The sequence below is a fragment of the Paraburkholderia nodosa DSM 21604 genome (assembly GCF_000519185.1).
In the GTDB taxonomy this organism is placed as follows: Bacteria; Pseudomonadota; Gammaproteobacteria; order Burkholderiales; family Burkholderiaceae; genus Paraburkholderia; species Paraburkholderia nodosa.
In genome coordinates this window covers 32,858-58,614 of record NZ_JAFA01000043.1, presented here as the reverse complement: position 1 = coordinate 58,614, position 25,757 = coordinate 32,858, and the positions used below count along the sequence as shown (strand labels likewise).

22 protein-coding genes and 1 riboswitch are annotated in these 25,757 nt (G+C 64.5%); of the genes, 6 read left to right on the top strand and 16 right to left on the bottom strand.

Annotated features, from left to right (window positions below):
• Nucleotides 1–38 precede the first annotated feature (38 nt).
• Nucleotides 39–220, top strand: a riboswitch (cobalamin riboswitch).
• A 103-nt stretch (nt 221–323) separates the two neighbouring features.
• On the top strand, nt 324–2,270 hold the full coding sequence (locus A3CW_RS0137470; protein WP_028208117.1) for a TonB-dependent receptor domain-containing protein: 1,947 nt from the start codon (nt 324–326) through the stop codon (nt 2,268–2,270).
• Here the strand turns inward: A3CW_RS0137470 and A3CW_RS0137465 are convergent.
• The 4 genes from A3CW_RS0137465 to A3CW_RS0137450 form a co-directional block, all read right to left on the bottom strand.
• Nucleotides 2,267–3,550, bottom strand: a complete 1,284-nt coding sequence (locus A3CW_RS0137465; protein ID WP_154678155.1) for a hypothetical protein — start codon at nt 3,548–3,550, stop codon at nt 2,267–2,269. The two genes, A3CW_RS0137470 and A3CW_RS0137465, sit on opposite strands and share 4 nt — an antisense overlap.
• Nucleotides 3,547–5,229, bottom strand: a complete 1,683-nt coding sequence (locus A3CW_RS0137460) for a tetratricopeptide repeat protein (RefSeq protein WP_154678154.1) — start codon at nt 5,227–5,229, stop codon at nt 3,547–3,549. The genes A3CW_RS0137465 and A3CW_RS0137460 overlap by 4 nt, the downstream gene beginning before the upstream one ends.
• 397 nt (nt 5,230–5,626) lie before the next feature.
• Nucleotides 5,627–6,268, bottom strand: a complete 642-nt coding sequence (locus tag A3CW_RS0137455; protein ID WP_028208114.1) for a Vgb family protein — start codon at nt 6,266–6,268, stop codon at nt 5,627–5,629.
• 35 nt (nt 6,269–6,303) lie between these two features.
• A complete protein-coding gene (locus A3CW_RS0137450; protein ID WP_028208113.1) occupies nt 6,304–7,524 on the bottom strand; it encodes a hypothetical protein in 1,221 nt (406 codons plus the stop codon).
• A gap of 149 nt (nt 7,525–7,673) precedes the next feature.
• Between A3CW_RS0137450 and A3CW_RS0137445 the strand changes: the two genes are divergently transcribed.
• Nucleotides 7,674–8,438, top strand: a complete 765-nt coding sequence (locus tag A3CW_RS0137445) for a DUF899 domain-containing protein (protein WP_028208112.1) — start codon at nt 7,674–7,676, stop codon at nt 8,436–8,438.
• Between the two features lie 8 nt (nt 8,439–8,446).
• Nucleotides 8,447–9,256 (top strand): DUF2182 domain-containing protein, encoded by an 810-nt coding sequence (locus A3CW_RS0137440; protein ID WP_028208111.1) that lies wholly within the window; start codon nt 8,447–8,449, stop codon nt 9,254–9,256.
• A 234-nt stretch (nt 9,257–9,490) separates the two neighbouring features.
• Here the strand turns inward: A3CW_RS0137440 and A3CW_RS0137435 are convergent, their stop codons facing one another.
• From A3CW_RS0137435 to A3CW_RS0137390, 10 genes are all read right to left on the bottom strand, one after another.
• Nucleotides 9,491–9,859 carry a BON domain-containing protein gene (locus A3CW_RS0137435; protein ID WP_028208110.1) on the bottom strand — a complete coding sequence of 123 codons (369 nt, stop codon included), beginning with the start codon at nt 9,857–9,859 and terminating at the stop codon, nt 9,491–9,493.
• A 58-nt stretch (nt 9,860–9,917) separates the two neighbouring features.
• The gene (locus tag A3CW_RS0137430; protein WP_028208109.1) at nt 9,918–11,108 is read right to left on the bottom strand and encodes a porin; all 1,191 of its coding nucleotides are present in this window, start codon (nt 11,106–11,108) and stop codon (nt 9,918–9,920) included.
• Nucleotides 11,109–11,216: 108 nt separating this feature from the next.
• Nucleotides 11,217–12,848 (bottom strand): 3-(methylthio)propionyl-CoA ligase, encoded by a 1,632-nt coding sequence (locus A3CW_RS0137425; RefSeq protein WP_028208108.1) that lies wholly within the window; start codon nt 12,846–12,848, stop codon nt 11,217–11,219.
• Between the two features lie 59 nt (nt 12,849–12,907).
• The gene (locus tag A3CW_RS0137420) at nt 12,908–13,240 is read right to left on the bottom strand and encodes a Rieske (2Fe-2S) protein (RefSeq protein WP_028208107.1); all 333 of its coding nucleotides are present in this window, start codon (nt 13,238–13,240) and stop codon (nt 12,908–12,910) included.
• 31 nt (nt 13,241–13,271) lie between these two features.
• Nucleotides 13,272–13,982: a DsbA family oxidoreductase gene (locus tag A3CW_RS48870; RefSeq protein ID WP_051481974.1), complete on the bottom strand. Its 711-nt coding sequence runs from the start codon at nt 13,980–13,982 to the stop codon at nt 13,272–13,274.
• Nucleotides 13,969–14,529 (bottom strand): RBBP9/YdeN family alpha/beta hydrolase, encoded by a 561-nt coding sequence (locus tag A3CW_RS0137410; RefSeq protein ID WP_028208106.1) that lies wholly within the window; start codon nt 14,527–14,529, stop codon nt 13,969–13,971. The genes A3CW_RS48870 and A3CW_RS0137410 overlap by 14 nt, the downstream gene beginning before the upstream one ends.
• Before the next feature lie 22 nt (nt 14,530–14,551).
• Nucleotides 14,552–15,400 carry a TauD/TfdA dioxygenase family protein gene (locus A3CW_RS0137405; RefSeq protein ID WP_028208105.1) on the bottom strand — a complete coding sequence of 283 codons (849 nt, stop codon included), beginning with the start codon at nt 15,398–15,400 and terminating at the stop codon, nt 14,552–14,554.
• 10 nt (nt 15,401–15,410) lie between these two features.
• Nucleotides 15,411–16,391 carry a quinone oxidoreductase family protein gene (locus tag A3CW_RS0137400; RefSeq protein WP_028208104.1) on the bottom strand — a complete coding sequence of 327 codons (981 nt, stop codon included), beginning with the start codon at nt 16,389–16,391 and terminating at the stop codon, nt 15,411–15,413.
• Nucleotides 16,392–16,465: 74 nt separating this feature from the next.
• Complete coding sequence (locus tag A3CW_RS0137395) at nt 16,466–17,797, bottom strand: MFS transporter (RefSeq protein ID WP_028208103.1); 1,332 nt, start codon at nt 17,795–17,797, stop codon at nt 16,466–16,468.
• 127 nt (nt 17,798–17,924) lie between these two features.
• A complete protein-coding gene (locus A3CW_RS0137390; RefSeq protein WP_028208102.1) occupies nt 17,925–18,980 on the bottom strand; it encodes a BKACE family enzyme in 1,056 nt (351 codons plus the stop codon).
• A gap of 260 nt (nt 18,981–19,240) precedes the next feature.
• On the opposite strand from A3CW_RS0137390, the gene A3CW_RS0137385 reads away from it, so the two are divergent.
• On the top strand, nt 19,241–20,242 hold the full coding sequence (locus tag A3CW_RS0137385) for an AraC family transcriptional regulator (RefSeq protein WP_028208101.1): 1,002 nt from the start codon (nt 19,241–19,243) through the stop codon (nt 20,240–20,242).
• A gap of 52 nt (nt 20,243–20,294) precedes the next feature.
• Here the strand turns inward: A3CW_RS0137385 and A3CW_RS48865 are convergent, their stop codons facing one another.
• A complete protein-coding gene (locus A3CW_RS48865; protein ID WP_051481976.1) occupies nt 20,295–20,936 on the bottom strand; it encodes a response regulator transcription factor in 642 nt (213 codons plus the stop codon).
• Complete coding sequence (locus A3CW_RS48860; protein WP_154678153.1) at nt 20,933–22,231, bottom strand: sensor histidine kinase; 1,299 nt, start codon at nt 22,229–22,231, stop codon at nt 20,933–20,935. Before A3CW_RS48860 ends, A3CW_RS48865 begins: the two co-directional genes overlap by 4 nt.
• A 1,075-nt stretch (nt 22,232–23,306) precedes the next feature.
• Between A3CW_RS48860 and A3CW_RS0137365 the strand changes: the two genes are divergently transcribed.
• Together A3CW_RS0137365 and A3CW_RS0137360 are read left to right on the top strand one after the other, a co-directional pair.
• Nucleotides 23,307–24,794, top strand: a complete 1,488-nt coding sequence (locus A3CW_RS0137365) for a DUF3300 domain-containing protein (RefSeq protein WP_028208099.1) — start codon at nt 23,307–23,309, stop codon at nt 24,792–24,794.
• Nucleotides 24,795–24,805: 11 nt separating this feature from the next.
• A complete protein-coding gene (locus A3CW_RS0137360; protein WP_028208098.1) occupies nt 24,806–25,723 on the top strand; it encodes a DUF2950 domain-containing protein in 918 nt (305 codons plus the stop codon).
• Nucleotides 25,724–25,757: the final 34 nt, after the last annotated feature.

The following is a 25,757-nucleotide window of genomic DNA, read 5'->3' as shown; positions in this document are numbered from 1 at the left end:
GACGTTCGTCAAAGGTTGACGCGGCGAATGCGCGGCCATTACCCTTGCGCGCTGATGGTTCCCGGCGACGGGATCAAAAGGGAACGCAGTGCAAGACTGCGGCTGCCCCCGCAACTGTAAGCGGCGAGTCCATGCCAGAGCGTGCCACTGGGAAACCGGGAAGGCCGGCAACGGATGTCGACCCGCGAGCCAGGAGACCTGCCATCAGCCGAGTCCAGCAGCCGCAGCGGGCGGGGATCCCCAATGCGCAAGCACCGCCCACGCGGCGATCGCCCGTTGCCCGGACAGCCCGTATTTCAGGAGCTGTTTCCAGCCACCGCATCATGAAGTTTCGCCAATTCGTTTTGACCTCCGCCGCGCTCGCCTGTGCGTGGCAAACCGCGCATGCTGCCGACGCCGACGCCGCCAATGCATCGTCCACCGAGACGCAGCAGCAAGCCGGCGGCGACACCACGCTGCCCAATATCCTCGTCGTGGGCGATACGCAGCATCTGCCGCAATCGTTCGACCAGCGCTACGCGACCACCCAGGTGCTCACGCGCGAAGACCTCGACCGCGTCTCCCCCGTCGACCCCGGCATCGCGCAGGCGCTCGCCACGCTGCCGGGTGTCACCGTGTCGCAGACCGGCGGCCCGGGGTCGTACACGGGGGTGAGCATCCGCGGCTCGTCGGCTGACCAGGTGGCCGTGTTCATCGACGGTATACGCGTGGGCTCCGTCACCACGGGCACGGCCGAATGGGCCGATCTGGCGACCGCCTCGTTCGACCGCGTCGAGGTGATCTCGGGGCCCGCGGCCGCCTCGTTCGGCGCGGATGCCATGGGCGGCGTCGTGCAGCTCTTCACGCGCCACGCGTCGAACCAGCCGAACCAGACCACCGTCTCGTTCGGCGGCGGCTCGAACAAGACCTTCGACACGCAGGTGCGCACCTCGGGCACGATCGGCTCGACAGGGCCGCTTTCCGCATTGAGCGGCCTCACCTACTCGCTGGGCCTGCACGACTACAACACGGCGGGCATCGACGCGACGCAGCCCTGGGCTTACGGCCACGAAGACGGCCGCAACCCGTACCACGCCCAGAACCTGGACGCGCGCCTCGGCTACGCACACGACAACTGGTCGATCTCGACCTTCGCGCTCTACCACCGCTCCGATCTCTCGTACGACAACGCGGGAGGCAACGACCGCCAGCGCGACACCCAGCTCACGACCGGCCTCGCGTTCCACCTCGACATCACGCCGACCACGCAGTTCGACCAGTCCGTGGGCTACGCGACGGACCGTCAGTTCCTCTATTCGAACGACCCGACGATCCCGACCGACGAGATCGACTCGACGCGCTTTTCCACTTCCACGTCGATCACGCATCAGGAAAGGGGCCACACGCTCTTCGGCATGCCGCTCGACGGCGAGACCAAGCTCGCCTACGACTACACGCGCGAATTGGCATTCCTGCCGGTGGATGTGCCGGGCGGCCTGCCCGCGCGCAACGATTCGGCCGTGTCGATGCATCAGTCCACCACGCTCGGACCCGTCACGCTGTTTCTGGCGGGGCGGCACGAAATCGTGCAGGGGCAATCGGTGAATACGGGCAACGTCGCGCTCTCGTGGGCGATCACGCCGGTCTACACGGCGCGCGTTTCGTACGGCAATGCGTTCCGCCTGCCGACGTTCAACGACCTTTACTATCCGGGCTACTCGAACCCCAACCTGCTGCCCGAGCGCAGCGATTCGGTCGAAGCCGCGCTCGACGCAACCACGTCGATCGGCACCTTCACGGCAGCCGTGTACGACACGCGCGTGCACGACCTCATCACGTACAACTCGCAGACCTTCCTGCCCGTGAACGTGGGCCGCGCACACATACAGGGGCTCGACCTCTCGTACAAGGGCACGCTCGGCAAGTCCACGCCGGTGAGCCTCACGGTGGGGATTCTGAATCCGCAGGACGTGACCGACCAGACCTGGCTCAATCGCCGCCCGCGCCAGACGGTGAGCCTGAGCGTGGATCACACGTGGGACGAGTTCCAGCTCCACGCGCTCAGCACCGGCGTTTCGCTGCTGTATAACGGCTCGACGTTCGACGACCAGCTCAACACGATCTACCTGCCTTCGTGGACGACGGTGAGCCTGCGCGCGTCGTACCAGGTCAATGCGCATCTCGCGCTTTCGGCCACGCTTGCGAACGTGTTCAACCGGCAATACGTGACCGCCTACGGGTACAACACGCTGGGGCGCACGGCGTTCGGCAAGGTCACCTATACGTTCTAGGCATTGGCGCGCCCACTCGGGAATCGGCTCCAGATTCTGGCGAATACCTCTTGATGGTGGTCGGCGCTGCGCCTCAACAGATTTTCAGCGCTCTCCGCGCCGCCGCCGAGCTGCAGATTCTCGATGTAGAGCAAACGGCGAATCTCGCGCATATAGCTCGCGGGCAGCGGCATTTCGCGCTCGCTCGCGCCTTGCCGGCTTCGCTCCTCATCGAACATCGGCGTTTCGACCGTATATAGGCCACATTCGTAGTTGATGAAGCATGCCGGCATGAGCGGGTCCTCCAGAACGCAGACAGTCTGGCGATCGAGCTTGGGTTCGGGCATGAGGGTATGCAGCCAGTCGAGGGCGCGCGCCCATGCCTCGAATGCGCTCGCCTGCGTCAACTCCTTCTTCCTTTCGCCAAGCACAAATCGAAGGCATTGGACGACGATGTCCTCCTTCACGCAATAAAAAATCTGATACTTCGCTCGGAGGTAGTTCACGAGCTGCAGGAACTCATAGATTCGCCCGAGCATATGCGCGCCGTTGGGCGTGCATGCATCGCGAGGCGGCCCGCGCAGCAATTCGGGAAACAGCAGGAGCGGCAAGCCGGAAAACACAATCAAAGGACGATCCTTGAATGCCGAGCGCGCAGACGCTGCCTCGTCCTTCTGCGCTTCGGCGAGCGGCACCGCGGCTTGCTCGTTTGCGGCAGGATTCGCGCTGCCGACGTCTTTTGAAGTGACGGAGTCAGCGGATACGTCTGCGACCGCTGCGTGCCCGATGCTTTCGTTGAATCGCCTGGCGTCGCGCACGATATCGCCTATCGCCTTGGCCACGCAGGCCCCGTTGGGCAACCCTCCCCCTTCTTCATCGGCCCACCGGCGCACGCGTTCCCATGGGTTGCTGACAGGAACGCCCAGAAAGTGCAGGCCAAGCCAGCACGTGGTCAGCAGCTCGATACGGATTTTCTCGGTTTCCCCTGTCGAAGTGGTCGACGGCTTTTGGCACCATGCGAGGAGCGCGTCCTTGTTTCCAGCTTCCTGCGGCGACTTCATCAGAAACTCCGCAGAGGACAGCAACAGGTCGGCGTGCTGTCTCAGCACGTTCGCACCAGGTTTACCCAGCTCCGCCTTGACGCGCTCCGCGACCAGCTCCGGGTCGCTCAGGCCCCATGGCTCGTCTTTCCGCTCGTGGACCACCTGACGGTACACCGTTTCGGCCAACTCATTGATTAAGGTCCTGACATCGGATAACTGAGCCACTATGGCCGATGCTGGCTTCGCTGTGTCATTCATTGAAGCTCCTTGTAGATCAGGCGTGCCGTCAGGGCCACCTCGCCGCCTGCAAGGCCAAAGAGAAACCGGCGGATCATGTCGCGGAACAACGTTTTCGCGTCCTCTGGTGTCAGTCCATTCTGGACTCCTTCCGGAAACCCGAGCCAGTCTCCAAATCCAATATCGAAGAGAATCTGGTCGAGTACCACGTGCGAAAGCGAGACGTCCGTCTGATACATTCCCCTCGCCATCAAGGCGTCGGAAAACACCGTGCCAATATAGTCTTTCGCAGTGGCTGCCCGCGAGGCCGTACGCCTGATATCCTCCACCGCCCAGTTCACGAGGTTTCTTTTCGTACGCTCATCGTTCCCCGTGATATCGAGCGTCAAGTCGCGCAGGTACACATGTTTAGGCGGCTCGCCGAACAGTTGATAAACCGTGCTGTCAACCACGTGCATCCAGTTCGACGAGTCGCCAACCTTCACGTCGTAGCGGACCTGCACATGATGCTGGTCGTAGAGGTCGCGCGCCGCCTGCTGCAACACCACTGTGTGCCACAAGAGGCCAAAGAACCGGAGGAACGCCGCTGCCCGCGATTTGACGGGTTTGCTGTGTTCGTCCCATAGCGCCACCAGTCGTAACGGCATGTCGGTGACGATCAGGACCTTCGCGCGCCGCCCCTCCATCAAGGCGGCATACAAGGAATCAGGCGACTTCGCAAGGTCAAAATATTCAGTCCACTTATCCGTCAACGGGGCCTTGCGCCACGCTTCGTCGATATCGAGCAGACGATATACCGCATAGATGCCGTCGTCCTCTACGTGCAATCGATTGCGATAGGCCCGATATAGATTCGCTTGACTGTAATCCTTGCCTAACGAATTCCGTATGCTTTCGACGTGCTTGTTCAGCACGCCGATGACGCTCCCCACTTCCCTCGCGCGCGCCTCCAGTTCGGTCTGAAGATTGCCGAGTCTCGACGTATGCTCCTCGAGCTTCCCGGCCTGCTCTCTCATTTTTGTCAGGATGTCACGCGCCGTTCTATGCTGCTCCTTGAGCGCGACGAAATGTTCTGCCGCCACGTAAATGGCAAGCACGGCCATCAGGAATACGGCTGCGTCTTCGTGGCGGCGGCGGATCATCGCCGCGAAAAAGGTCAGCGTTGGAATGGCGAAGAGAAAGTGATGTCCCCCCAGCGGGTCGACCAGTTTCATCAACCGCGTGACGGGTGCGAAAAAGCCGTTGGCGTCTGTTTCGCCCTTGAGCCAGTGCATCAGAAATGCGAGGAACGTTAGCATCAGGACGAAAATGCCCTGGTAACTCACGTCCATTTGCCCTTCGGTCATCAGGGCGGCGTCGCCTTCGCCGGCGCGTTGCAAGGTTACGGCAGGAGCGCTTGCAGGCGCGGTGAGCGCCGGGTTCTGGGCGCGAACCGTTGGAGTTGCTGCGCTGCCCGACGTTGACATGGCCGCTGTCGCAGCCGCAACCGCTGCCGGGCTTTCTGCACGCGTGGATGTCTCAAAGCGCGGCCAGAAATTGTAACCGATCGCCGCGCCAGTACAGAACAGATAGAGCAGGCAAGCGAGAATCCGCCACCAGGGGAGGCTCTTGATTTTCCCCCACCGCATCTTCAGCCACGCTTTGACGCAGGCGTCGACAGTGTCATTTGGGGGCGTAGCGCTTCCGTTTCCATTTGCCATTGTCTTCCCCACCGCTGTTAAAGAAGGCCTAGCCCAAGCTCGCGATGCGGTTGATGGCGACCATCTGCTCGGAGGCAGACAGCAGGAGGACAAGCCGGCGAACGGAACACATGGCATGCGTCTCCCGACGATCAAAGCGACGCAGGTGCGCCAGAGAATTCGCAATGCGTGGATAAGGATTGCCAACAGAATGCGCTGCGCGCCTCCTTGCGATGAAAATAAACAAAGATGCGCGTCGACCGCCAGAAACTACGAGTGTAAATTTGACTATAGATTATGAAGAACGGCGCGCCCGTAGGGTGTTGTCCCGACCGGATTTTGCATAGGAAATGCGCGTTAGCGCACAGACCGGCGCGCGCAAGCACAGGCTTACTGCCTGGCTTCGTCGTCGTTTGGCCTAGCCCTCGCGCTTCGGCCGCCGCACCGCGCGGATCTTCCCGCAGTTGCCGCCGCCGCAGAAGAACTGCTCGCCGCCATCGGACTCCAGCCCCGAAACGGCGGTGCCGGGCGGCATGTCGAGTTGTTCCAGCACTTCGCCCGTGCCCGGATCGATACGCCGCAAGTCGCTCTCGTCGCCTTCCCAGGTGCCGTGCCACAGCTCGCCGTCCACCCACGTCACGCCCGTGACGAAGCGGCTCGATTCGAGCGTGCGCAAAATCGCCCCGGTCTGCGGATCGACCTGATGGATCTTGCGCTCGCGATACACTCCGACCCAGAGCGTGCCGTCCGCCCAAGCGAGTCCCGAGTCGCCGCCGCCTCCGGGCGCGGGAATCGTGGCGAGCACACGGCCCGTTTCAGGGTCGATCTTGTGGATGCGGTCCTCGGCGATCTGAAACAGATGCCGGCCGTCGAAGGCCGTGCCCGCATGCGCCGCGATGTCGATCGAGCGCTGCGTCTCGCCGCTCTGCGGATCGAGCGACGCGATGCGCTCGCCCACGGCGAACCACACCTGCTTGCCGTCGTACGAGACCCCGCCCACCTTCTCGATGCCGGGAAACGGGCCGTACTCGCGGACGATTTCGGCGGTCGAACGTTTCATGATTTCTTCCTTGAATGAAGAGACAGGCGTTCATCCTAATCGCCTGGCAGCGGCGCGGGGAGTAACAAGGTCGTCGCGAATCCGGGGACGGGCGGCGTGGTCCAGCGGCGCGCGCGGCCGTAGCCGAACGACTGCACCTTGTCCGCCGCGGCAAGCGCATCGAGCGCGCGCTGCACGGTGCGCTGGCTCGCGCCGAGCGCGACCGCCAGCGCCGAACTCGACCACGATTCGCCATCGGCGAGAAAAGCCAGCACGGCAGCGTGCTTTTCCTCCACAGGCCGCGCCAGCACCACCACTTCGCTCGCGTGGCGCGGCGCCAGCGCAAAGCCCTGCTGGGTCGCGCCGATCTCGGCCACGTCGCGCATCAGCGTGCGCAAGCGGCCGATTTCCACGCGCAGGCGGGCCCGGTGCGTTTCGTCGGCGTGCCGGGTGCGAAAAGCGCGGGCGATGAGCGCGTCGCGCGGCACGTCGGCGGGCCATGCCTCGGCGAGCGCGCGGGCGAGCACGAACAGCACGGGCCGTCTTGCCAGTTCGATGACTGTCGCGCCCTCGCGGGCGACGTAGCGGCACGCGTCCACGACAAGCGCCTTCGAGGCGAGCAGCGCCTCGACGTCTTCCAGCAGCAGCACCCGCTCTTCACCGCGCGCGATGAGGCGCGCAGCCGGCGAGGTCAACAGCTGCGCGGCGCTCTCGATCTCGGCGCTCAGCGCCGCGATGCCCGCCGCGCGCGCGGCGCGTGCGGCCTCGGAGAGCGAGCGCCGCGCCACCTGCGTTTGAATGCGCCGCATGGCAATGCCGGCGGCGATCAGCTCGTGCGCCGCGCGCAATGCGGGCGGCAGCGGCGCGGGATCGGCTTCGGCAAGCATGCCCCCGGCCTCGTCGAGCCGGCCGATGAGCAGCAAACGGCGAATTTCCAGGTAGCGCGCGTGCGCGGCATTGAGGCGGTCGCCATGGGCTTCCAGCGTTTGCCGCGCCGCAGCGAGCGTATCGGTCGGCCAGCCGAGATCGCGCGAGGCGAGCGCGATTTCGGCCTCGGCGACGACGCAGCGCGCGCGAGCCACCGCCTCGCGCGAGCCGAAGCCGCGCGCCGCGCTGCGCAGCAGCGCTTTGGCGCGCGCGAAGTCGCCGAGCTGCGCCATGGCGATGCCGCGCAGCGCGAGCGCGGGCGCGTCGTCGCGCAACGCGACCCGGTTCAGCGCGCCGAGCGGATCACCGGCCGCGAGCGCGCGCGCCGCAGCCGTGATCAGCGAATCCATGGTCATGGGAATCCCGCCACACTTGTCACTCCCCCTCCTCCTCGGTCCGGACCTAATCTAACACGGCGATCAAACGAATCATCGATCGAACGGCACGGCGATGCGCACAGGGCGCCGCCACCATAGTGAATCCGTAGGAGGACCAGGCAATGGCAACCCATACCACAGGAACACGCGAAGACTGGCTTGCGGCACGCATCGAACTACTCGCCGCCGAGAAAGAACACACCCGCCGCGGCGACGCACTGGCGCAGCAACGCCAGGCGTTGCCGTGGGTACGTGTCGACAAGACGTATCGCTTCGAAACCGAAGAGGGCGGCGCCACGCTCGCCGATCTCTTCAAGGGGCGCTCGCAGTTGCTCGTTTATCACTTCATGTTCGGGCCGGATTACGCGGCGGGCTGCCCGTCGTGTTCGTCGATTGCGGATGGTTTCGACGGTATCGCCGTGCATCTCGCGAACCACGACGTGCGGCTCATGGCGGTGTCGCGCGCGCCGCTCGCGAAGCTGCTGGGCTACCGCAAGCGTATGGGATGGCATTTCCCGTGGGCCTCGTCGAGCGGCAACGACTTCAACTTCGATTTCAACGTGTCGTTCACCACGGCGCAGCAGCGCGCGGGCGACATCGAATACAACTACGCGCGCAGCGGCCACGCCATGGACATGAATCCGCCGCCCGCGCCCGTTGCCGAGTTCGCGGCGAGCTGCGGCACCGACGCGGCAACCTATACGCGCGACCGACCGGGCCTCAGCGCATTCGTGCTCGAGGACGGCGTCGTCTATCACACGTACTCGACCTATGCGCGCGGCCTGGATGGCGTGTGGGGCATGTATCAGTGGCTCGACCGCGCGCCGAAGGGACGCAACGAGGCCGGCATCTGGTGGCACCGGCACGACGAGTACGCGCAAAGCTGAGGCACATCATGGATAACGTCGGCATGACGGTACGGCGGCACAGCGGTACGCCGCGCACGATCTTCTTCGGCGTTGCGTCGCTGGTCGTTGCGGCGAGCGCGGCGGCAACGTTCGTCTGGTGCGCTTCGATGCAGGCGATGGGTGGCACGCCAATGCCTGGTGGCTGGACGATGTCCGCGCTCTGGACACCCATGTGTGGTCGGACCTGGTTCGACGCCGCCGTATCGTTTGCCGGCATGTGGAATGTGATGATGGTCGCGATGATGCTGCCTGCGGTCGCGCCGGCATTGTGGCGGTATTTCGAGGCGGTGGGCGAGGCACGCGCGGCGCGTGCGGGTGGGATGACCGTAATGGCCGGGGCGGGGTATTTCTTCGTGTGGCTCGTGGTTGGGGTGCTCGTGTTCGCGGCGGGGACGCAACTGACCGCGCTGGCGGTGGAGGCGCCTGCATTGGCGCATACCGCGCCAGCCGTGGCAGGTGTTGTCGTCGTGATTGCGGGCGTGTTGCAGTTCTCCGCGTGGAAAGCGCGATGGCTTGCTTGCTGCGGGAATTTGCCGTCGTGCTGGCATGCGCGGCTCGATGTGCAGGCTGCGCTGCGACACGGCTTGAGGCTCGGCCAGCATTGCCTGTACTGCTGCGGAAATCTGATGGCGGCGCTGATTGCGGCGGGCGTGATGGATCGGCCTGCGATGGCGTTGGTCGCGGCGGCGATTGCGGCGGAGAGGTGGATGCCGGGTGGCGCAAGAGTCGCACGCGGGATTGGCGCGGCTGCGATTGCGGCGGGCGTGGTGATGGTGGTGCGGGCGGTGGCTGCATAAAAAAATCGCCGTTCCGCACCCGCGAAACGGCGACAAAACGCTCCGACTCTAACGTCGAACTCACGCCTCCAGACTCGCGCCTGCACACGAGCCTGATCGACGCTCCGGATTGTTATTAGCAGTCCGGAGTAACAGCAAGAGGCCGACTGGATTCCACCTCTATGCTGCTGGGCGAAGCGCGGCGCGACCAGGGGGACTCCCGGCCTCGTCGCACTCCGCGCCTCTTGTGGCGGCTTACATGCCGCCTAAAGGTTTCTGAACCGTCAGCTTGTTCGTCACCGAGGTCACGCCAGGAACGCCCTTGGCGATCTCGGCGGTTCTGTCGACCTGCGCCGCATCCGTGACCGTGCCATTGAGCGTAATCGCCCCATTCCTGGCGGTGACGCCGATACTGCCACCGTGAATTTCCTTGTGCTTCGCGAGCGCCGCGTACACCGCGCGCCGCAGCTTGGTGTTGCTGGGAGTCGCGGGTGCCGCGGTGCTGTTCGCCGCCGAAGCCGTAGCGCTCGGCGCGCTGACCTCGGCTTGGGCCGACGCGTTCAGGGACGCCGTGGCGAGCAGCGTGACGAGTGCAAGACTGAGGGTCTTGGTAAGTGTGTTCATTCCATACTCCAGTGGTTACTGCTGCTCCGTGAAATGTTGTTATCCGACCGGATGCGACTTAGAAGGTATGGCGCAGGCCGAAGTTGACGGCCGTGGTGTTGCGACCCGGGGCTACAGGCGTCCCGTAGATGAGCTCCTGGTTCATCTGGCCGCGGTTGGACACATAACCGGCCTGGGCATAAACCTGCGTGCGCCTCGTGAGGCTGTAGTCGGCGCCGATGACGTAGGCGGTCGACTGGTTTGCGTTGTTCCGGTTGTCCTTCAGGTAGTACACGCCGGAGGTGACGTCGAACGCTGGCGAGAAGCGATAGCCAAGACCGCCCGTCCACATGTCGAAATCACCGGACACAGTCAGCGACTTCGGTACGCCATTCGTGTTGGCCGGATTGCGGCCGTTGGCGAACGAGCCAGAGACCGAGAAACCGTGCCACGTGTATTTCGCGCCAAAATAGACGAAGCGGTTGTTGTTCAGGCCGGTTGCCGGAGTGGCAGTCGGCGGGTTCGTGTACCCGTACGGGTTCGCATCGTGACCGTTGTAGTAGACGGCATCAGCGTTCAGGCCAAAGCCCGAATACTTGAGGATGGCCGACTCGCGCGTACCGCCCTGGAGCTGCCCTGCCACGCCGCCGGGCGCGTACTCAAGTGCAGTAGAAAGACCGTAAAACGACGGCGAATTGTAGACGATCGCATTGTCGTCATAGAGCGCGCCAATCTGCGCGTTCGTGTTGTTCCCCGCCCAGCCCGACATCGTGTTCATGGTCAGCCACGCAGTCAGCGTGCTGCCGAAGTACTGCGCATTGCGCACGTCCGTTTCGGCCATCGCGTAGGCCATCGGCGCAAACTGGCGGCCGAAGTCGATCTTGCCGAACGGGCCCGACACGCCAACGGTGGTGACCTGGTTGAACATCGCAGACGCAGTTGCTGAACTGTTCAGTCCCGTCTGCCCCGTGGAGCTGTTGAACGATCCCTGGAGCTTGAAGTTCGCCGCGTATCCGCCGCCAAGGTCTTCCGTGCCCTTCATACCGAAGATGCTCGAGTAGATGCCACCGTCCTTGAGCGCAAAAATAGAGCCCGCGTTGCCGTTGAATAGTTTGCCGCCCACTGTCTTGGGCGCGAAGGCATGCTGCGCCGACGTGCTCTGGTAGAGCAGACCGGAGTCCACGACGCCATAAAGCGTGACCGACGATTGCGCATGCGCTGCGCTGGCGAACAGGACCAGCGCTGCCACGCTGCCGAACTTCAATTTCATTGCCTCTCTCCGTGTGTGTGGTTGCCGGGTGGTCCCGGCGCCTATTGTTGTTGCCTGATGGGGATTACCTGAAGGGTATTGCCTGAATGAAACTCTGTGACCAGGGGCCTAACCGGCTTGCAAGTAGTGGCCGCCGTATTGATCGCGCAACTGGTTCTTGAGCACCTTGCCCGTCGCGCCGATCGGCACGGCGTCGACGAACAGCACGGCATCGGGCTTCCACCATTTCGCCACGCGGCCGTCGAAGAACGTGAGCAGATCGTCCGCTTCGAGCGCGCTGCCCGGCTTCTTCACGATCAGCAAGAGCGGCCGCTCGTCCCACTTCAGGTGGCGCGCCGCAATGCACACCGCCGTCGCGACTTCGGGGTGCAGGCTCGCGACATTTTCAATGTCGGCGGAACTGATCCACTCGCCGCCCGACTTGATGACGTCCTTGCTGCGATCCACGATCTGCATGAAACCGTCGGCATCGATCTTCGCCACGTCGCCGGTCGGGAACCAGCCGTCCTGCAGCGGCGAGTCGTAGTCGCCGCCAAAGTAGTCGCTCGCGACCCAGTGGCCGCGCACCTGCAGGTCGCCCGCTGCGCTGCCGTCCCAGGGCAGTTCCTCGCCCGCGGCGTCGACGATCTTCATGTCGATGCCGAACACCGCGCGCCCCTGTTTCGCCTGCAGCGCATAGCGCTCGTCTTCGGCCAGCCCGGTCTGGTGCGCCTTGAAGCTGCAAACCGTGCCAACCGGGCTCAGCTCCGTCATGCCCCACGCGTGCAGCACGTCGACGTGATAGCGCTCCTGGAACGCCTGGGTCATCGCGGTCGGGCACGGCGCGCCGCCGATAACCGTGCGGCGCATGGAGGAGAACGAACCCGCTACCGACTCGACGTGCGAAAGCAGCCCTTGCCAGACAGTCGGAACGCCAGCCGACACGGTGACCTGCTCTTCCTCGATCAGTTGGTACAGCGACTTGCCATCGAGAGCCGGGCCCGGAAACACGAGCTTCGCGCCTGTCATGCAGGCGATGTACGGCAGGCCCCACGCATTCACATGGAACATCGGCACCACCGGCAGGATCGCGTCGCGCGCCGAGCAGTTCAGCGCGTCGGGCAGCGCCGCCGCGTAGGTGTGCAGCAGCGTCGAGCGGTGGCTATAGAGCACGCCTTTCGGATTGCCGGTCGTGCCCGACGTATAGCAGAGCGACGAGGCGCTGTTTTCATCGAGCAACGGCCATTCGAAATCGTCCTTGTGATTGTCGATCAGGTCCTCGTAGCAGAGGAGTCTCGATCCAAGGCGATGGTTGCGCGGCATATGTGCGCGACCGGTCATGGCAATGAAGAACTTCGGGGTCGTCACGCGTGACGCGACGCTTTCGATGAGCGGCAGGAACGTGAGATCGAAGAAGATCACGCGGTCCTGCGCATGCTCGATGATGTACACGAGCTGGTCGGCATGCAGGCGCGGATTCAGCGTATGGAGCACGGCGCCCGAACCCGATACCGCGAAGTACAGCTCCATGTGCCGGTAGCCATTCCATGCCAGCGTCGCCACGCGTTCGCCCGGCGCAATGACGAGGCTCGACAACGCATTCGCCATGCGGCGCGCGCGTTGCGCGAGATCCTGATAGCGGTAGCGGTGAATGTCGCCTTCCACGCGGCGCGAGACGATTTCCCGCGCGCCGTGATGGCGTTCTGCGTGCTTGAGCAGCGAAGCAACCAGGAGCGGCTGCTCCATCATCAGACCTTGCATGGTTTGCTATCCTAATTGACTTTTATACGTGTGCAGCTCTTGAATGCGATGCCGCGCGGCTATGCCTGGCTGGAAGCCGGTGTTTCCATCACACTCACCAGCAGCTTCCCTTTCACGGCTCGCACAGGAAATGTCGTGAGCTTCAGTCCGCCCGCGCCCGGCATACAGCCGCTACGCACGTCGAAGCGCAGTCCATGCGCCGGACAGCGCACCATGCATCCTTCGAGCGGGCCGCTCGCGAGCGAGGCGCCGTTGTGGGGGCACGAATTGTCGATCGCGTGCATCTGTCCTTCGATATTGAACAGAACGATGCTGCGGCCTTCGACGAAAACCAGCTTGCGCTGGCCCGGCGCCAGGTCGTCGGCCATGCCGACCGGTACTTCACGTGTCATTCCTGTTCCCCTCGACTTCCTTCAGTCCGCCTCAGTGTTCGATCGCCAGCGCCATCGTGCCGGCCATCGCCACCGGCGAATACACGCCCGAGAGCGAATAACCCGTGTTGAACACGAAATACGGCACGCCGTTCACCTGCGGGTCGGCGTAGGGCGCGCGCTGACCGGTCGGGTCCGCAAGGCGCTTCGACGCGGCAACGTGCGCCGCCAGGCTCTCGCGGTCGAGGCCGCATTCGAGCCCCAGGCGCTCGAGCACCGCATAATCGCCGATGTTCTGGCCTTCCATGAAGTAGGCCTTGAGCACGCGGTCGATCAGCGCCGCGCTCTGTTCGCGCGTGCCGCGGCTAGCGGCAAACGTGACGAGGTCGTGCGCGGCGCCGGTGTTCGGCAGCACCTCGATGCGCTCGAACGCGAACTCGACACCCGCGTCGCGCCCCGCGCGCTGCACCTGCGCACGCCGTGCGGCGACCGCTTCGGCGCTGCCCAGGCGATCGCGATAGAACGCCTGATACGGCAGACCTTCGAGCGGCGTCCACGGCAGCAGTTGATGCGAGCGCCACTGGACACGCACGCGCACATCGGGCCGCGAACTCGCGAAACGCGCGAGGGCTTCGTCCAGATTGCGCTTGCCGATCAGGCACCACGGGCAGATGAAGTCGAAGAACGCTTCGATCGTCAGCACGGGCGGTTCGCCCGCGTCGCGACTCGCCTGCGACGCCCACTTTTGATCAGACAAGTTCATGAATCAGCATCTCCGCCATCGGCCATTCGCCAAAACCCGCTGCGGGATTCAGATGGCCGACTTCGCCCAGGTCGACGAGGCTGCTGCCCCACTCCTTCGCCATGGCCTCCACGCGCTCGAAGCGCGCGAGCGGATCGTTGCGGCTTGCGCCCACGATGCTCGGGAACGGCAGCGGCTTGCGCGGAATCGGATTCCAGCCGTTCCCGGCCAATGCATCGAACGACGGGTAGCCCGGCGGCAGCGGCGTTTCGAGGTCGGCAGGCGCGGCGAGCAGCGCGCCGTGAATCTTGCGGCTGTGCTGCTGCGCCCAATGCACCGTGATCATCACGCCCGCGCTATGCGCCACGAGAATGACGGGACCGTCGATCGTCGCGAGCGCCGCGTCGAGCGCGGCCACGCGCGCTGCGCAGCTGAGCTTGTCGTGCTCGAGCGGCGGCACCGAAGCCGCGTTGGGCAGCTTTTGCTGCAGCAGCGTTTGCCAGTGCTCCGCCACGTGGTCGCGCAACCCCGGGACCATCAGGATGGTCGGTGTGGTCTTCAGCGTCATTTCTTTTGGTCTCCAGCGCGCTTCAGTACGGCTTGTCGCCGATAATGCCGGCGCGTTCCATCTTGCGGTGGCACGGCGGGTAGTCCATCACCGCGTAGTGCTGGGTGCTGCGGTTGTCCCAGATCGCGATGCTGTTCGGCTTCCAGCGCCAGCGCACCTGGTACTCCGGAATATAGGCCTGGCTCACGAGATAGCGCAGCAGGTCGCCCGCGCCCGGATTGGCGTCCTGCCCGAAGCGCACGCGCTCGGGCGTGTGATAGTTCGTGAAGTGCGTCGCGAATGCGCTTACGAACAGCACCTTCTCGCCGGTCTCCGGATGCGTGCGCACCACCGGGTGTTCCGCATCGGGAAACTGCGCCTTCAAGGCATGGCGCTTCTCGATCGGCATGGCTGCGCCGAAGCTCGCCTCGATGCTGTGGCGCGCATACAGTCCGGCGATCTGCGCCTTCACGTGTTCCGGCAGCTTCTCGTAGGCGAGCACCATGTTCGCCCACATCGTGTCGCCGCCCACGGGCGGGCATTCCACACAGCGCAGCACCGCGCCGAACTGCGGCGCCTCGCGCCACGTGGCGTCCGCGTGCCACGCGTTTTCGTAACGGTCGTTGGGCTGTTCCGGATTCTTGTAGATGCGCACGAGGCCCGGATGGTCAGGGTCGCTGCCCGCAACCGGATGGTCCTCCAGCTCGCCGAAGCGGCGCGCAAACTGCACGTGTTCGGTGCGCGTGATGTTCTGATCGCGCAGGAACAGGACGCGGTGCTTGAGCAGCGCCGCGCGAATCTCGGCAAAGAGCCCGTCGTCGTGAACGGCATCGGCGAGATTCACGCCGGTCAGTTCCGCGCCGATGGCATAAGTCAGTTGTTCGACTTTCATGCTCTGCTCCTCAGATGACGAAGACCGACGACCCCGTCGTCTTGCGTGCTTCGAGGTCGCGATGCGCCTGCACCGCGTCTTCCAGCGCGTAACGCTGGTTCAGTTCGATCTTGATGCGGCCTGCGGCGACATGCCCGAAAAGCTCGCCGGCAAGCTCGTTCTTCTCCGCGGGATCGGCGATATAGTCCGCGAGCGCCGGGCGCGTGAGATAGAGCGAGCCCTTCATCGCGAGGATCTGCGGATTGAACGGCGGAATCGGACCGGAAGCCGTGCCGACACAAACCATCAGGCCGCGGCGCTTGAGCGAGTCGAGCGACGCCTCGAAGGTATCCTTGCCCACGCTGTCGAACACCACGTTCACGCCCACGCCGTTCGTCAGTTCGCGCACGCGCTTCGCGACATCTTCGCGGCCGTAGTAAATGATGTGGTCGCAGCCATGCGCGCGCGCCACTTCGCCCTTCGCCTCGTTCGACACCGTGCCGATCACCGTGAGGCCCAGCAGCTTCGCCCACTGCGAGACGATCAGACCGACACCGCCTGCCGCTGCGTGCAGCAGTATCGTGTCGCCGGCCTTAAAGTCGTGAATGCGGCGCATGAGGTACGACGACGTGAGGCCTCGCATGGTCATGCCGGCCGCCGTTTCGCACGTAATCGCGTCGGGCAGCTTGATGAGCGGGGCCGCCGGAATCAGGCGTTCGGTGCTGTACGCGCCGAGCGTGTTGATGAAGCCGGTGTAGGTCACGCGGTCGCCCACCGCGACGTTGCTCACTTCGGGACCCACGGCCTCGACCACGCCTGCGGCTTCCACGCCCATGCCAGCAGGCAGCGGAACGGGGTACAGGCCGGAGCGGAAGTAGGTATCCGCGAAATTCAGGCCGACGGCCTCATGGCGCAGGCGGACCTGTCCGGGGCCGGGGTCGCCCACTTCGACGCTCTCGTAGCGCAAGACTTCGGGACCGCCGGTTTCGTGGAAGCGCACTGCTTTCGCCATGTTCAATCTCCTATCCTTTACTCAAACGCATTGACTGAGATTCAGTCAAGCTGACTCAAATTGCCTGTTCAAATTCATCGTTGTGCGCGGCCACCGGCTTCTTCGCGCAGTGCGTTCACACGATCCAGATCGACGGCGTAGTTGCGCTTGCCGATCAGGAAAACAGCTGCTGCCACGAGCGGCGCGAACGGTACGAGCTGCAGCGCGCCAAGCAGGCCGATATGGTCGGCGGCGATGCCCGTGAGCACCGCGGCGGGCGCAAGACCGAGCAGGTTGTTCGCCAGCGTGAGCGTAGCGAACGCCGAGGCGTGGATCGAGGGCGGCGTGAGGTTCGCCACCATCGCGCCCGAGGGGCCCGCCGCACCTGCGCAGAAGAACATGGCCGCGCCGATCAGAACCAGTTGCGCCGGGCCCGTGGGCATGCGCAAGCCGACCGTGAGCAAAGCGAAACAGATCAGGCAGTACGCGATGGCGATGCTCCATTTCCGCGCGCCGTTATCCTTGCTGAAGCGGTCCGCGAGGTTGCCGCACACCACCATGCCAACACCCGTCACCAGCACGAACAGTGCGGCAGTCCCTGCTGCTTTGCCGGTGGCCATGCCGTAGTAGCGGTTCAAAAAGCTCGGCAGCCAGCTCCACACGGCCGCAGGCACGAGCAGATGCACGCCGCTGCCCACATACGCACACACCACGGAGCGCGTGGAAAACAGGCCCTTGAGCAACGTGCGCAGGCTCAGGCGCATCCCGAGGCCATTTGCTTCACGGCTCGCGCATGCCGGCTGCAGCGTGGCAATGCGCTTTTCCGTGACGACGATGCGATAGATCACGACCAGCACGACCCCCATGGCCGCCATCGCGCCAAACGCCGCGCGCCAGCCAAGCTGCGCCGCAACCGCACCGCCCAGCGCCATGCCCAGCACCGAACCGAACGCGCCGCCCGCCATGAACGCGCCCGTAATCGTGGAGCGCAGCCGCACCGGAAAAATACTCAGGACAACCGCAATCCCCACGCTGCCATAAGCCGCTTCGCCGATGCCGACGAAGGCCCGTGCAAGCAGCATTTCGCCGTAGTTCGTCGAGAGCGCGCAGCCAAGCGTGGCGATGCTCCACAGCGCCGCCATCAGGACGATGCTCTTCACGCGGCCCCAGCGGTCGGCGAGCACCGAAAGCGGAAACGTGAGCACGCCCACCATCAGCGCGACCACGCTGCTCAGGGACCCGAGCTGCGTGTCCGAAAGATTCCATGTGGTCTTGAGCAGCGGGAACACGGCATTCAGGACCTGGCGCGACATGTAGTCCGAAAGCAGCAGCCCGACCGTCAAGGCGAACACCACCCACGCGTAGGCGGGCACGCTCGTTTTGGTCGTCGTCAATTCGCCCGCGGTGGGCTCGGCATGCGTGAGCATGGGTTGTCTCCGTGGTAGCCCGCTCTTCGTCGGGTTCCGTTGTTCTCTCGGGTCTGCCGGCGGCCACAAGGCAAGCGCCAAATACCCGTTTCGAGGCCCGCGCCCGCGGCGCCAGGCCCCACTGCGGTTACGCCGCGCGCAGCGGCATGTTCTTCACGCCGGCCACGCGGTTCGGCGCCATGCCGTTGGCCGCGAGCGTTTCGTCGATCGTCTCGTACTGCACGCCAATCTTGTAGATCTCGCGCGCTTCCTTGCCCGTGGCAATTTCGCGGCCCAGTTCGCGCGCCACGCGCACGCACTGCTCGATCTGCTGCACGGACGTGAAGCGCTTGCCGTGCTGGTCGATGATCGTGTCTTCAATGCCGCAGCGCGGGTGCAGGCCCATGGACATCGCCATCATGTTGAACGGCAGCACGTTCTTGAGCAGCGATTCCGCCGTGATCGTGCAGCCATCGGGCGCACGGTGCACGAAGTTGAAGAAGTTGAACGGGTTCGGGCCGTCGAAGCCGCCGCCAATGCCGATCCACGTGAGGTTCAGCGGACCCTTGTACGCGCCCTTGCGCACGAGGCGGTCGAGCGTTTCGAGCGCGTGGATGCCCGTGAGCTGGAAGTGCGGCTGGATGCCCGAAGCCTGCAGGCGGCGCAGATGCTCCTCCACCCATGCCGGGCCGGCCGGCACCGTCATTTCGCTGTACGCGGCCATGAGCGCCGGATGCGACAGCGACGTGCCTGCCAGGTATTCCGGATAAAGCAGCTCCATGATGTTCATCTGCGTGGTGTTGATCGCCACGGTCACCTGGTCCGGCTTCGGTTCGAGGTCGGCGAGCATGTGGCGCGTGTCGTCCGAAAGCCATTTGGCGGCCTGGCCGTCGTCTTCCGGCGCGAACGAGATCGAGCCGCCCACCTGGATGATCATGTCCGGCACCGCGGCGCGCACGCCCGCGATCAGCTCGTTGAACTTCGAGAGGCGCTTGGAGCCCTTGCCGTCGAGTTCGCGCACATGCAGGTGCAGCACCGTTGCGCCCGCGTTGTAGCAGTCCACGGCCTTCTGGATCTGTTCTTCCATCGTCACCGGAATGTCTTCCGGGAAGTCTTCGGGCATCCATTCCGGGCCATACGGCGCGGTGGTGATCACAACCTTGTCCTGGTTCTCGGGGTGCAGCGAATCGTCGAGGAATTGCATCGTGTTCTCCAATATGGGGGACGGTATTTCAACGTTTGGCAACGTGGCCGGGAGCCTGAAATACCGCTCGGAACCTGGCTGATCCGTTGAGATGCACGATACGGCAATCCTGCGTTACACTTTTCTGATCGCGCGCCATCGTTTTAGCTTTTCGCGCCACCAGGCGTTAACACCGAGATAAGCGCAAGCCCATGTTTTACGGGCTGATGAGGCGCAATGAGGCCGCTGCAACGAGGCTGCAGCAAGGAGGAGACACGACAATGGAAACAACACTGAGCTCGGTCTCGCTGAGCGGCTATTTCGACGTGGCAAAGCGCGTGGGATTGAACCCGGTCGAGCTTGCGCATGAGGCAGGCGTGGACGCCGCGGCGCTCGCGACCCCCGACCACCGCATTCCCGCCGCCGCCGCGTGCCGGCTGCTGGAGCGTTCGGCGGAAAAGGCCGCGTGCCCGACCTTCGCGCTGCAAATGGCCGAGACGCGCCACAAGTTCGGCACGGGCGTGGTCAACATCCTGCTCGCGCACAAGCGCACGCTGCGCGAGGTGCTGCTCGCCACGGCCGAATATCGGCATCTGCTCAACGAAGCGCTCGCGGTGTACGTCGAAGACACGGGCGCAACCGTCACGATCCGCGAGGAACTGGTCGTCGATCCGGGCACCCCGACTTACCAGGCCATCGAGCTTGCCGTAGGCGTGCTCGCGCGCCACTCCAGCGCGCTGCTGGGCGACCACTGGAAACCGCGCGCGGTGCACTTCGTCCACCGGGCGCCGCCCAGCCTCACGTTTCACCGGCGTTTTTTCGGCTGTCCGCTGGAATTCGGCAGCGACTTCAACGGCTTTGTGTGCACGGCCGCCGATCTCGACTACCCGAACCCCGCCGCCGACCCGGAACTGGTGCGCTATGCGGAGAGCCTCGCCGAATCGCTCAACGCGACGGGCGTCGATTCCACGGCGCTCGAGGTGCGCAAGGCGATCTACCTGCTGCTGCCGCTCGAGCAGGCCAGCGTCGAAGGAGTGGCGGCGCATCTGCGGCTGAGCGTGCGCACCATGCAGCGCCAGCTCGGCGTCGCCAATACGAGCTTCACGCGGCTCGTGGAGGAAGTGCGGGGCGAACTTGCCGTGCGCTACATGAGCAACTCGCGCTATCCCATCGGACGTGTGTCCGACCTGCTCGGCTACGCCCAGCAGGGCTCGTTCACGAACTGGTTCAGCGCGCGCTTCGGCATGACGCCGCGCGACTGGCGCAATAGCCATTTGAAGTGACGGGACGACGGCGGGCGTGTCCTGCCCGTTGGTCCCTTATTCCCCTGGTCCCTCAGCCCGTGTGCGGAAGCGGATGCAGCTCCGGCACGTCGGCATCGAACGTGGTCATGAGCCGCACCAGATCGGCAAGCGAGTTCGCTTTCATCTTCTCCATGACGCGCGCCCGGTGAATCTTGATGGTTTTCTCCGCCGCGCCCAGCTCGTCGGCCACGAGCTTGTTCGGCCGGCCCGTCACCACGAGCGCCATGACCTCGCGCTCGCGCGGTGTGAGCTTTTCCATCCGGCGCTGGATCTCCGCGTGCTGCTCGCGTTGTTCGTATAGCTGGCACGCGCGTTCGAGCGCGCGCGACGTAGCTTCGAACAGCACCTGCGCGTCGATCGGCTTCGTCAGGAAATCCGATGCGCCCGCCTTCATCGCCCGCACCGCCGTATTCATGTCGCCGTGCCCCGAAACGAAGACGATCGGCACCCTGCCCTCGAGCCGCTGCTGCAACTCAATGCCGCTCAGGTCGGGCAACTGGAGATCGAGCAGCAGGCAGGCCGGCGCGCTCGTCAGATCCGCGCCGTGCAGGAAGGCGCTGGCGCTGCCGTAGGCCTCGACCGTGTAGCCGCCGGATCGCAGCAAGCGGCAGAGTGCGTTGCGCACGTGCTCGTCGTCGTCCACGACGAACACGATGGAAGCTGGCGAGTTCATGGTGAAAAACGCGTAGTCGTCTGCACGCACGCGCCCTCCGCGGGAAGTTCGATATGGAACGTCAGGCCGCTATCGGCGTTGCGCTCGGCCCATAGCTGGCCGCCGTGCGCCATGACGATGGTGCGGCTGATGGAGAGGCCAAGGCCCAGCCCCTGCGGCTTGGACGTCATGAACGGCTTGAACAGCGTGACGAGCCGGTCGGCATCGACACCCGGCCCGTGATCGCGGATGGCGAGGCGCACCTTGCCGCGATCCTCGCTCGCCGTGACGACGATGCACACCCTGCGATCTTCCGCGCGGCAGTCGTGCACCGCATCGAGCGCATTCAACAGCAGATTGACGAGCACCTGCTGCAGTTGAACCGCATCGCCGCGCACTTGCGGCAGGCCGTCTTCGATGCTCGCGCCCACTGCCGCGCCACAGGTTTCCGTCTCGCGGCGCAGCAGGCGAGCCACGTCGCGCACGAGGCTGCCGACATCGACCGGGCATAGCTCGGGCGGCTCGCAGCGCGCGGCCTGGCGCATCTTGCGGATGATCGCGTGCGCACGCGTGCTATCGGACACGACCTCGCCAAGCAGTTCCCGCAGGTCGCTCATGGCCGGCGGGCTCTGGGCGAGAAACCGCTGCGCCGCCTGCGCGTTGCTGAGAATGGCCGTGAGCGGCTGGTCGACTTCGTGTGCGAGCGCGGCGGCCATGTCGCCCACTTCGGATGCCCGCTCCCGACGCAGCCGGCGTGGTTCGTTGCTGGACTCCGCGAGCGTCGTGTCGTGACTTTCCGGTTCGATGACGACCACCATGCGCGCCGTGGGACCGGCGGCGAGCGACGCCGAAGCACTCACATGCACGTCGATATCGACACCGTTCTTCGCGCGCGCGATGGCCACGCGCGTCACGCTATGCGGCAGCCCTTGCTCGGTCTTCAACGCGGCGAACGATACGGGGCGCGCGTCTCTTCGCCAGGCGACGAGCACGTTTTCGATGCGCATGCCGATCAATTCGCCCACGGCGTAGCCGAGCACGTGTGTGGCAATGCCATTGGCCCCTGCGACGCTGCCCGCCTCGTCGATCACCAGCGCCGCCGCGGGGACGACTTCGAGGACGCTGTGCAGGCTTTGCGCGATGGCTTGCGTGGCCTGCGCCGATACGTGGCCGGTGTTGCGCGCGGCCAATGCCCGCCCGTTCGGGAGACTGTGTGGCTTGATCCTGTCGAGCCACGCCAGCAGGCTAGCCGCTGCGTGCTCGGCTCTCGACCTGTTCAGTTTTAGTTTTTCGTTCCCCATGTCTGCCCTGATCACGGTGTCCTCCGACTACGCTGCCCTGCTCCGGCCTGCGAAACGTTTCAAACGCTTCAGCGCCTGAGCGGGGCGGATTGACGAGCACCAGAATTCCGGCCGTTTGTGGGGCAGGTTGCGCCCCAATACTGACTGCCGCCTACTCTTGATTTTCGAATAACGCTCCGGCAGTTGCGGAGAATGAGTCAGTCATTGAAGAAAAGAATAGATGGGATCATGATTGCGGAACCGCGTCGCTGTACACTTTCACCGCGCGTTTATTATATGAAAGAAATTGCCGATGATTGGTTTTGCGCGCAATTGTTTTCGATAATTTTTTCCACAACATCGCCATTCAAGCGCTCCTGGCCTTGAATGCGCTTGCATCGGCCTATATACACTGACTATTTGCCGAAAATATTTGCGAACGTCTTCTTTGATTTCGATAATGGAACGCGCAATCATCTCTATTCAATTTGAATAGAGATAAAGCGTTATGCCACGCGAATTATCTATTATGTTTTTTATGAAATAACCGCAGCCATTATTTCGATCCGGAAACGCGCTAGATGAGCCGTGCAGGATCCGTCACACTGTCAGTGCGTGACGGCTCGTTCGGTGCCGTTGGCGATCAAGGCGCCGAAGCGGGCGCGGCTGCACTCGCCGCATGATGCTGCGTCGCATTTTTCTGGCTATGTTGCTGGGACTGGTTCGAGCGGGCCTTATGCTCCGCTTTGCGCTGCACGTCCCGCATCTGCTTCGTACCCATCGTTCCCGCTTGCGCAAATACTTCAGACATGAAAACGGGCGCACAAAGCAGGAGCGCCATCGCACACGGCGCAGCAAATCGCATTTTCATTCTGGATCTCCAGGTATCGGCGCTGCCAGCCTCGACGAGTGAATAGCATCATTGCGGCGCCATTCCGGTGTCAATAGGACTCTGGTCCGATTGCCAGCACAGAGCGGCTTACCGGACTATACCCGTGGGGCGCTCCGCCTCGCCACACTCGAAAAAGAATGCGCGCGCACGCGCTCGCCCCGTCACGTTGTCGCTATCCGTCCCGCAGCGCGGTTGAGCAAACGAATGGAAGGATCGGCCATGACCTCATGGATCAAACAACGCACGTACACGGTCTGCCTCCTCGTGCTCGCGTTGCTCCTGGCAGGCGCTCAGGCGGTGCGCGCGCAAGACGCGCCGCAGCCCGCCCCGTACAAACCCGAGGAGCTTGAGGCGCTCGTCGCGCCCATTGCGCTCTATCCCGATTCGGTGCTGGCGCAGGTCCTGATGGCATCGACTTACCCGCTCGAAATCGTGCACGCGGCCCGCTGGGTCAAGGAACACCCGAAGCTGAAGGGCGACGAAGCCGTAAAGGCGGTGCAGGACCAGCCGTGGGACACGAGCGTGAAGTCGCTCGTCGCGTTCCCGCAGGCGCTCGAGCCGATGAACGACAAGCTCGACTGGACCCAGAAGCTCGGTGACGCATTCCTCGCCCAGGAAAAGGACGTGCTCGCCGCGGTGCAGCGCCTGCGTGCGCGCGCACAGGACTCGGGCAACCTGAAGAGCAACGAGCAGCAGAAGGTCGTGGTCGAACAGCCGCCCGCGCAAGGCGGCCAGACCAGCCAGACCATCGTGAAGATCGAGCCTGCCAACCCCGAGGTGATCTACGTGCCCGCGTACAACCCCACGGTCGTGTACGGCGCATGGAGCTACCCGGCTTACCCGCCGTACGCCTGGCCGCCGTATCCCGCTTACTATCCCGGCGGCGCGCTGATGACGGGCTTCGCGTGGGGCGTCGGGCTCGCCGCCGCGGGCGCGATCTTCGGCAACTGCAACTGGGGCGGCGGCGACGTCAACATCAACGTGGACAAGGCGCGAAACGTCAATCGCAACTTTGACAGCACGAAGGTCCAGGGAGGCAAGTGGCAGCACGATTCGAGCCACCGCCAGGGCGTTGCCTACCGTGACAATGCCACGCGCGAGAAATTCGGCAACAACGTAGGGGGCGCCGACGGCCGCCGCGACTATCGCGGCCGCAATGGCCAGAACGGCGCCAGCGTGGCCGACCGCGCCGGCAACCGCGGCGGCGGTGCAGGCGGCCAGGGCTTGGGCAATGGAAACCGCGGGAATCAGGGCAATCTCGGCAATCGCGGCGGCGCGGGCAATAACGCAAGTGTCGGCAATCGCGCGAACATCGCCGACAATGGGGCAGGTGGAAATCGCGGGAACATCGGCAACAATGGTGCTGGCGGCAATCGCGGCAATCTCGGCGATAACGGCGCCGGGGGCAATCGTGGGAACATCGGCAATAACGGCGCCACAGGTAATCGCGGCAGCGTGGGCAACAATGCCGGCGTGAGCAATCGCGCGAGCGCCGGGGCAGGCGGCGGGTATGGCGGAGGCGGTGGCGGGAGCTACGGTGGCGGAGGCGGCCGCGATGGCGCCTTCCAGGGTGTAGGCAGCGGCGGCGCCACCCAGCGCGACGCGAGCCGCGGGCGCTCCAGCACGCAGTCCTCAGGGTTCAATCGTCCGAGCGGCGGCGGCGGTATGCGCGGCGGTGGCGGCGGTCGTGGCGGCGGCAGACGCTAGGGAGAACGGCCATGAACAGACATGAGTTTCTCCGTCCGGCTGCATCGGCAGCGCTCGCAGCGGCGATCGCCATCGCACTCCTCGCGTTCGCGCCGCGGCCTTGCGCGGCTGCCGGGCAAAACACCTTCGCTACGCCCGACGCGGCGATGGCCGCGTTCGGCGACGCCGTGGCCGGTAACAACGAGGCGGAACTGCGCACGCTCTTTGGCGCCGATTTCCGCCAGCTCATCCCGCCGGTCGGTGCGGAGATCCGCGACAAATTCCTGAGTGAATGGCAGACTTCGCACAGCATTCAGGATACCGATGCAAATCATGCGATGATCGCCGTTGGCGACGACGGCTGGACCTTTCCGGTCCCGCTCGTCAAGACCGCCCAGGGATGGCACTTCGACACGCACGCCGGGGTCGAGGAAATGCGCGTGCGCCGCATTGGCCGCAACGAGCTTGCCGTGATGCAGACGATGCTCGCGGTCTACGACGCGCAACGCGAATATGCGCAGACCTATCACGACGGCAGCGACATGCTGGTCTACGCCAGCAAGCTCGCGAGTTCGCCGGGCAAGCAGGACGGCCTCTACTGGCCGACCGGCCCCGACGCCACGCCGAGCCCGCTAGGCGTCGCATTCCTCAAGGCCGGCGCACGCAACGCCGAAAACGCCGGTTACTACGGCTACCACTACAAGCTGCTGACCTCGCAGGGTCCGCACGCGCCGGGCGGCGCGTATAACTACATGGTCAACAACAAGCTGTTCGGCGGTTTTGGCGTCGTCGCGTGGCCGGTCCGGTACGGCGACACCGGTATCAAGACATTCATGGTGAGCCACGACGGCCAGGTCTACGAGCGCGACCTCGGCCCGGACGGCGCGACGAAAGCCGAAGCGATGACGTCCTTCGATCCGGGCCCGGGCTGGTCGAAGGCTTCGCCGTGACACGTCACACCGGCGCAACACCGACGCAGCGGCG

Excerpts from the sequence above, each read along its gene's own strand:
- A3CW_RS0137425 (WP_028208108.1), bottom strand. The coding sequence starts at position 12,848 with ATGCAAGGTCTGATGATGGAGCAGCCGCTCCTGGTTGCTTCGCTGCTC.
- A3CW_RS0137455 (WP_028208114.1), bottom strand. The coding sequence starts at position 6,268 with ATGAAACGTTCGACCGCCGAAATCGTCCGCGAGTACGGCCCGTTTCCC.
- A3CW_RS0137460 (WP_154678154.1), bottom strand. The coding sequence starts at position 5,229 with ATGGCAAATGGAAACGGAAGCGCTACGCCCCCAAATGACACTGTCGAC.
- A3CW_RS0137360 (WP_028208098.1), top strand. The coding sequence starts at position 24,806 with ATGAACAGACATGAGTTTCTCCGTCCGGCTGCATCGGCAGCGCTCGCA.
- A3CW_RS0137445 (WP_028208112.1), top strand. The coding sequence starts at position 7,674 with ATGGCAACCCATACCACAGGAACACGCGAAGACTGGCTTGCGGCACGC.
- A3CW_RS0137390 (WP_028208102.1), bottom strand. The coding sequence starts at position 18,980 with ATGCAATTCCTCGACGATTCGCTGCACCCCGAGAACCAGGACAAGGTT.
- A3CW_RS0137420 (WP_028208107.1), bottom strand. The coding sequence starts at position 13,240 with ATGACACGTGAAGTACCGGTCGGCATGGCCGACGACCTGGCGCCGGGC.
- A3CW_RS0137385 (WP_028208101.1), top strand. The coding sequence starts at position 19,241 with ATGGAAACAACACTGAGCTCGGTCTCGCTGAGCGGCTATTTCGACGTG.
- A3CW_RS0137410 (WP_028208106.1), bottom strand. The coding sequence starts at position 14,529 with ATGACGCTGAAGACCACACCGACCATCCTGATGGTCCCGGGGTTGCGC.
- A3CW_RS0137435 (WP_028208110.1), bottom strand. The coding sequence starts at position 9,859 with ATGAACACACTTACCAAGACCCTCAGTCTTGCACTCGTCACGCTGCTC.
- A3CW_RS48870 (WP_051481974.1), bottom strand. The coding sequence starts at position 13,982 with ATGAACTTGTCTGATCAAAAGTGGGCGTCGCAGGCGAGTCGCGACGCG.
- A3CW_RS0137465 (WP_154678155.1), bottom strand. The coding sequence starts at position 3,550 with ATGAATGACACAGCGAAGCCAGCATCGGCCATAGTGGCTCAGTTATCC.
- A3CW_RS0137430 (WP_028208109.1), bottom strand. The coding sequence starts at position 11,108 with ATGAAATTGAAGTTCGGCAGCGTGGCAGCGCTGGTCCTGTTCGCCAGC.
- A3CW_RS0137400 (WP_028208104.1), bottom strand. The coding sequence starts at position 16,391 with ATGGCGAAAGCAGTGCGCTTCCACGAAACCGGCGGTCCCGAAGTCTTG.
- A3CW_RS0137450 (WP_028208113.1), bottom strand. The coding sequence starts at position 7,524 with ATGGATTCGCTGATCACGGCTGCGGCGCGCGCGCTCGCGGCCGGTGAT.
- A3CW_RS0137365 (WP_028208099.1), top strand. The coding sequence starts at position 23,307 with ATGACCTCATGGATCAAACAACGCACGTACACGGTCTGCCTCCTCGTG.
- A3CW_RS0137470 (WP_028208117.1), top strand. The coding sequence starts at position 324 with ATGAAGTTTCGCCAATTCGTTTTGACCTCCGCCGCGCTCGCCTGTGCG.
- A3CW_RS48865 (WP_051481976.1), bottom strand. The coding sequence starts at position 20,936 with ATGAACTCGCCAGCTTCCATCGTGTTCGTCGTGGACGACGACGAGCAC.
- A3CW_RS0137405 (WP_028208105.1), bottom strand. The coding sequence starts at position 15,400 with ATGAAAGTCGAACAACTGACTTATGCCATCGGCGCGGAACTGACCGGC.
- A3CW_RS0137395 (WP_028208103.1), bottom strand. The coding sequence starts at position 17,797 with ATGCTCACGCATGCCGAGCCCACCGCGGGCGAATTGACGACGACCAAA.
- A3CW_RS0137440 (WP_028208111.1), top strand. The coding sequence starts at position 8,447 with ATGGATAACGTCGGCATGACGGTACGGCGGCACAGCGGTACGCCGCGC.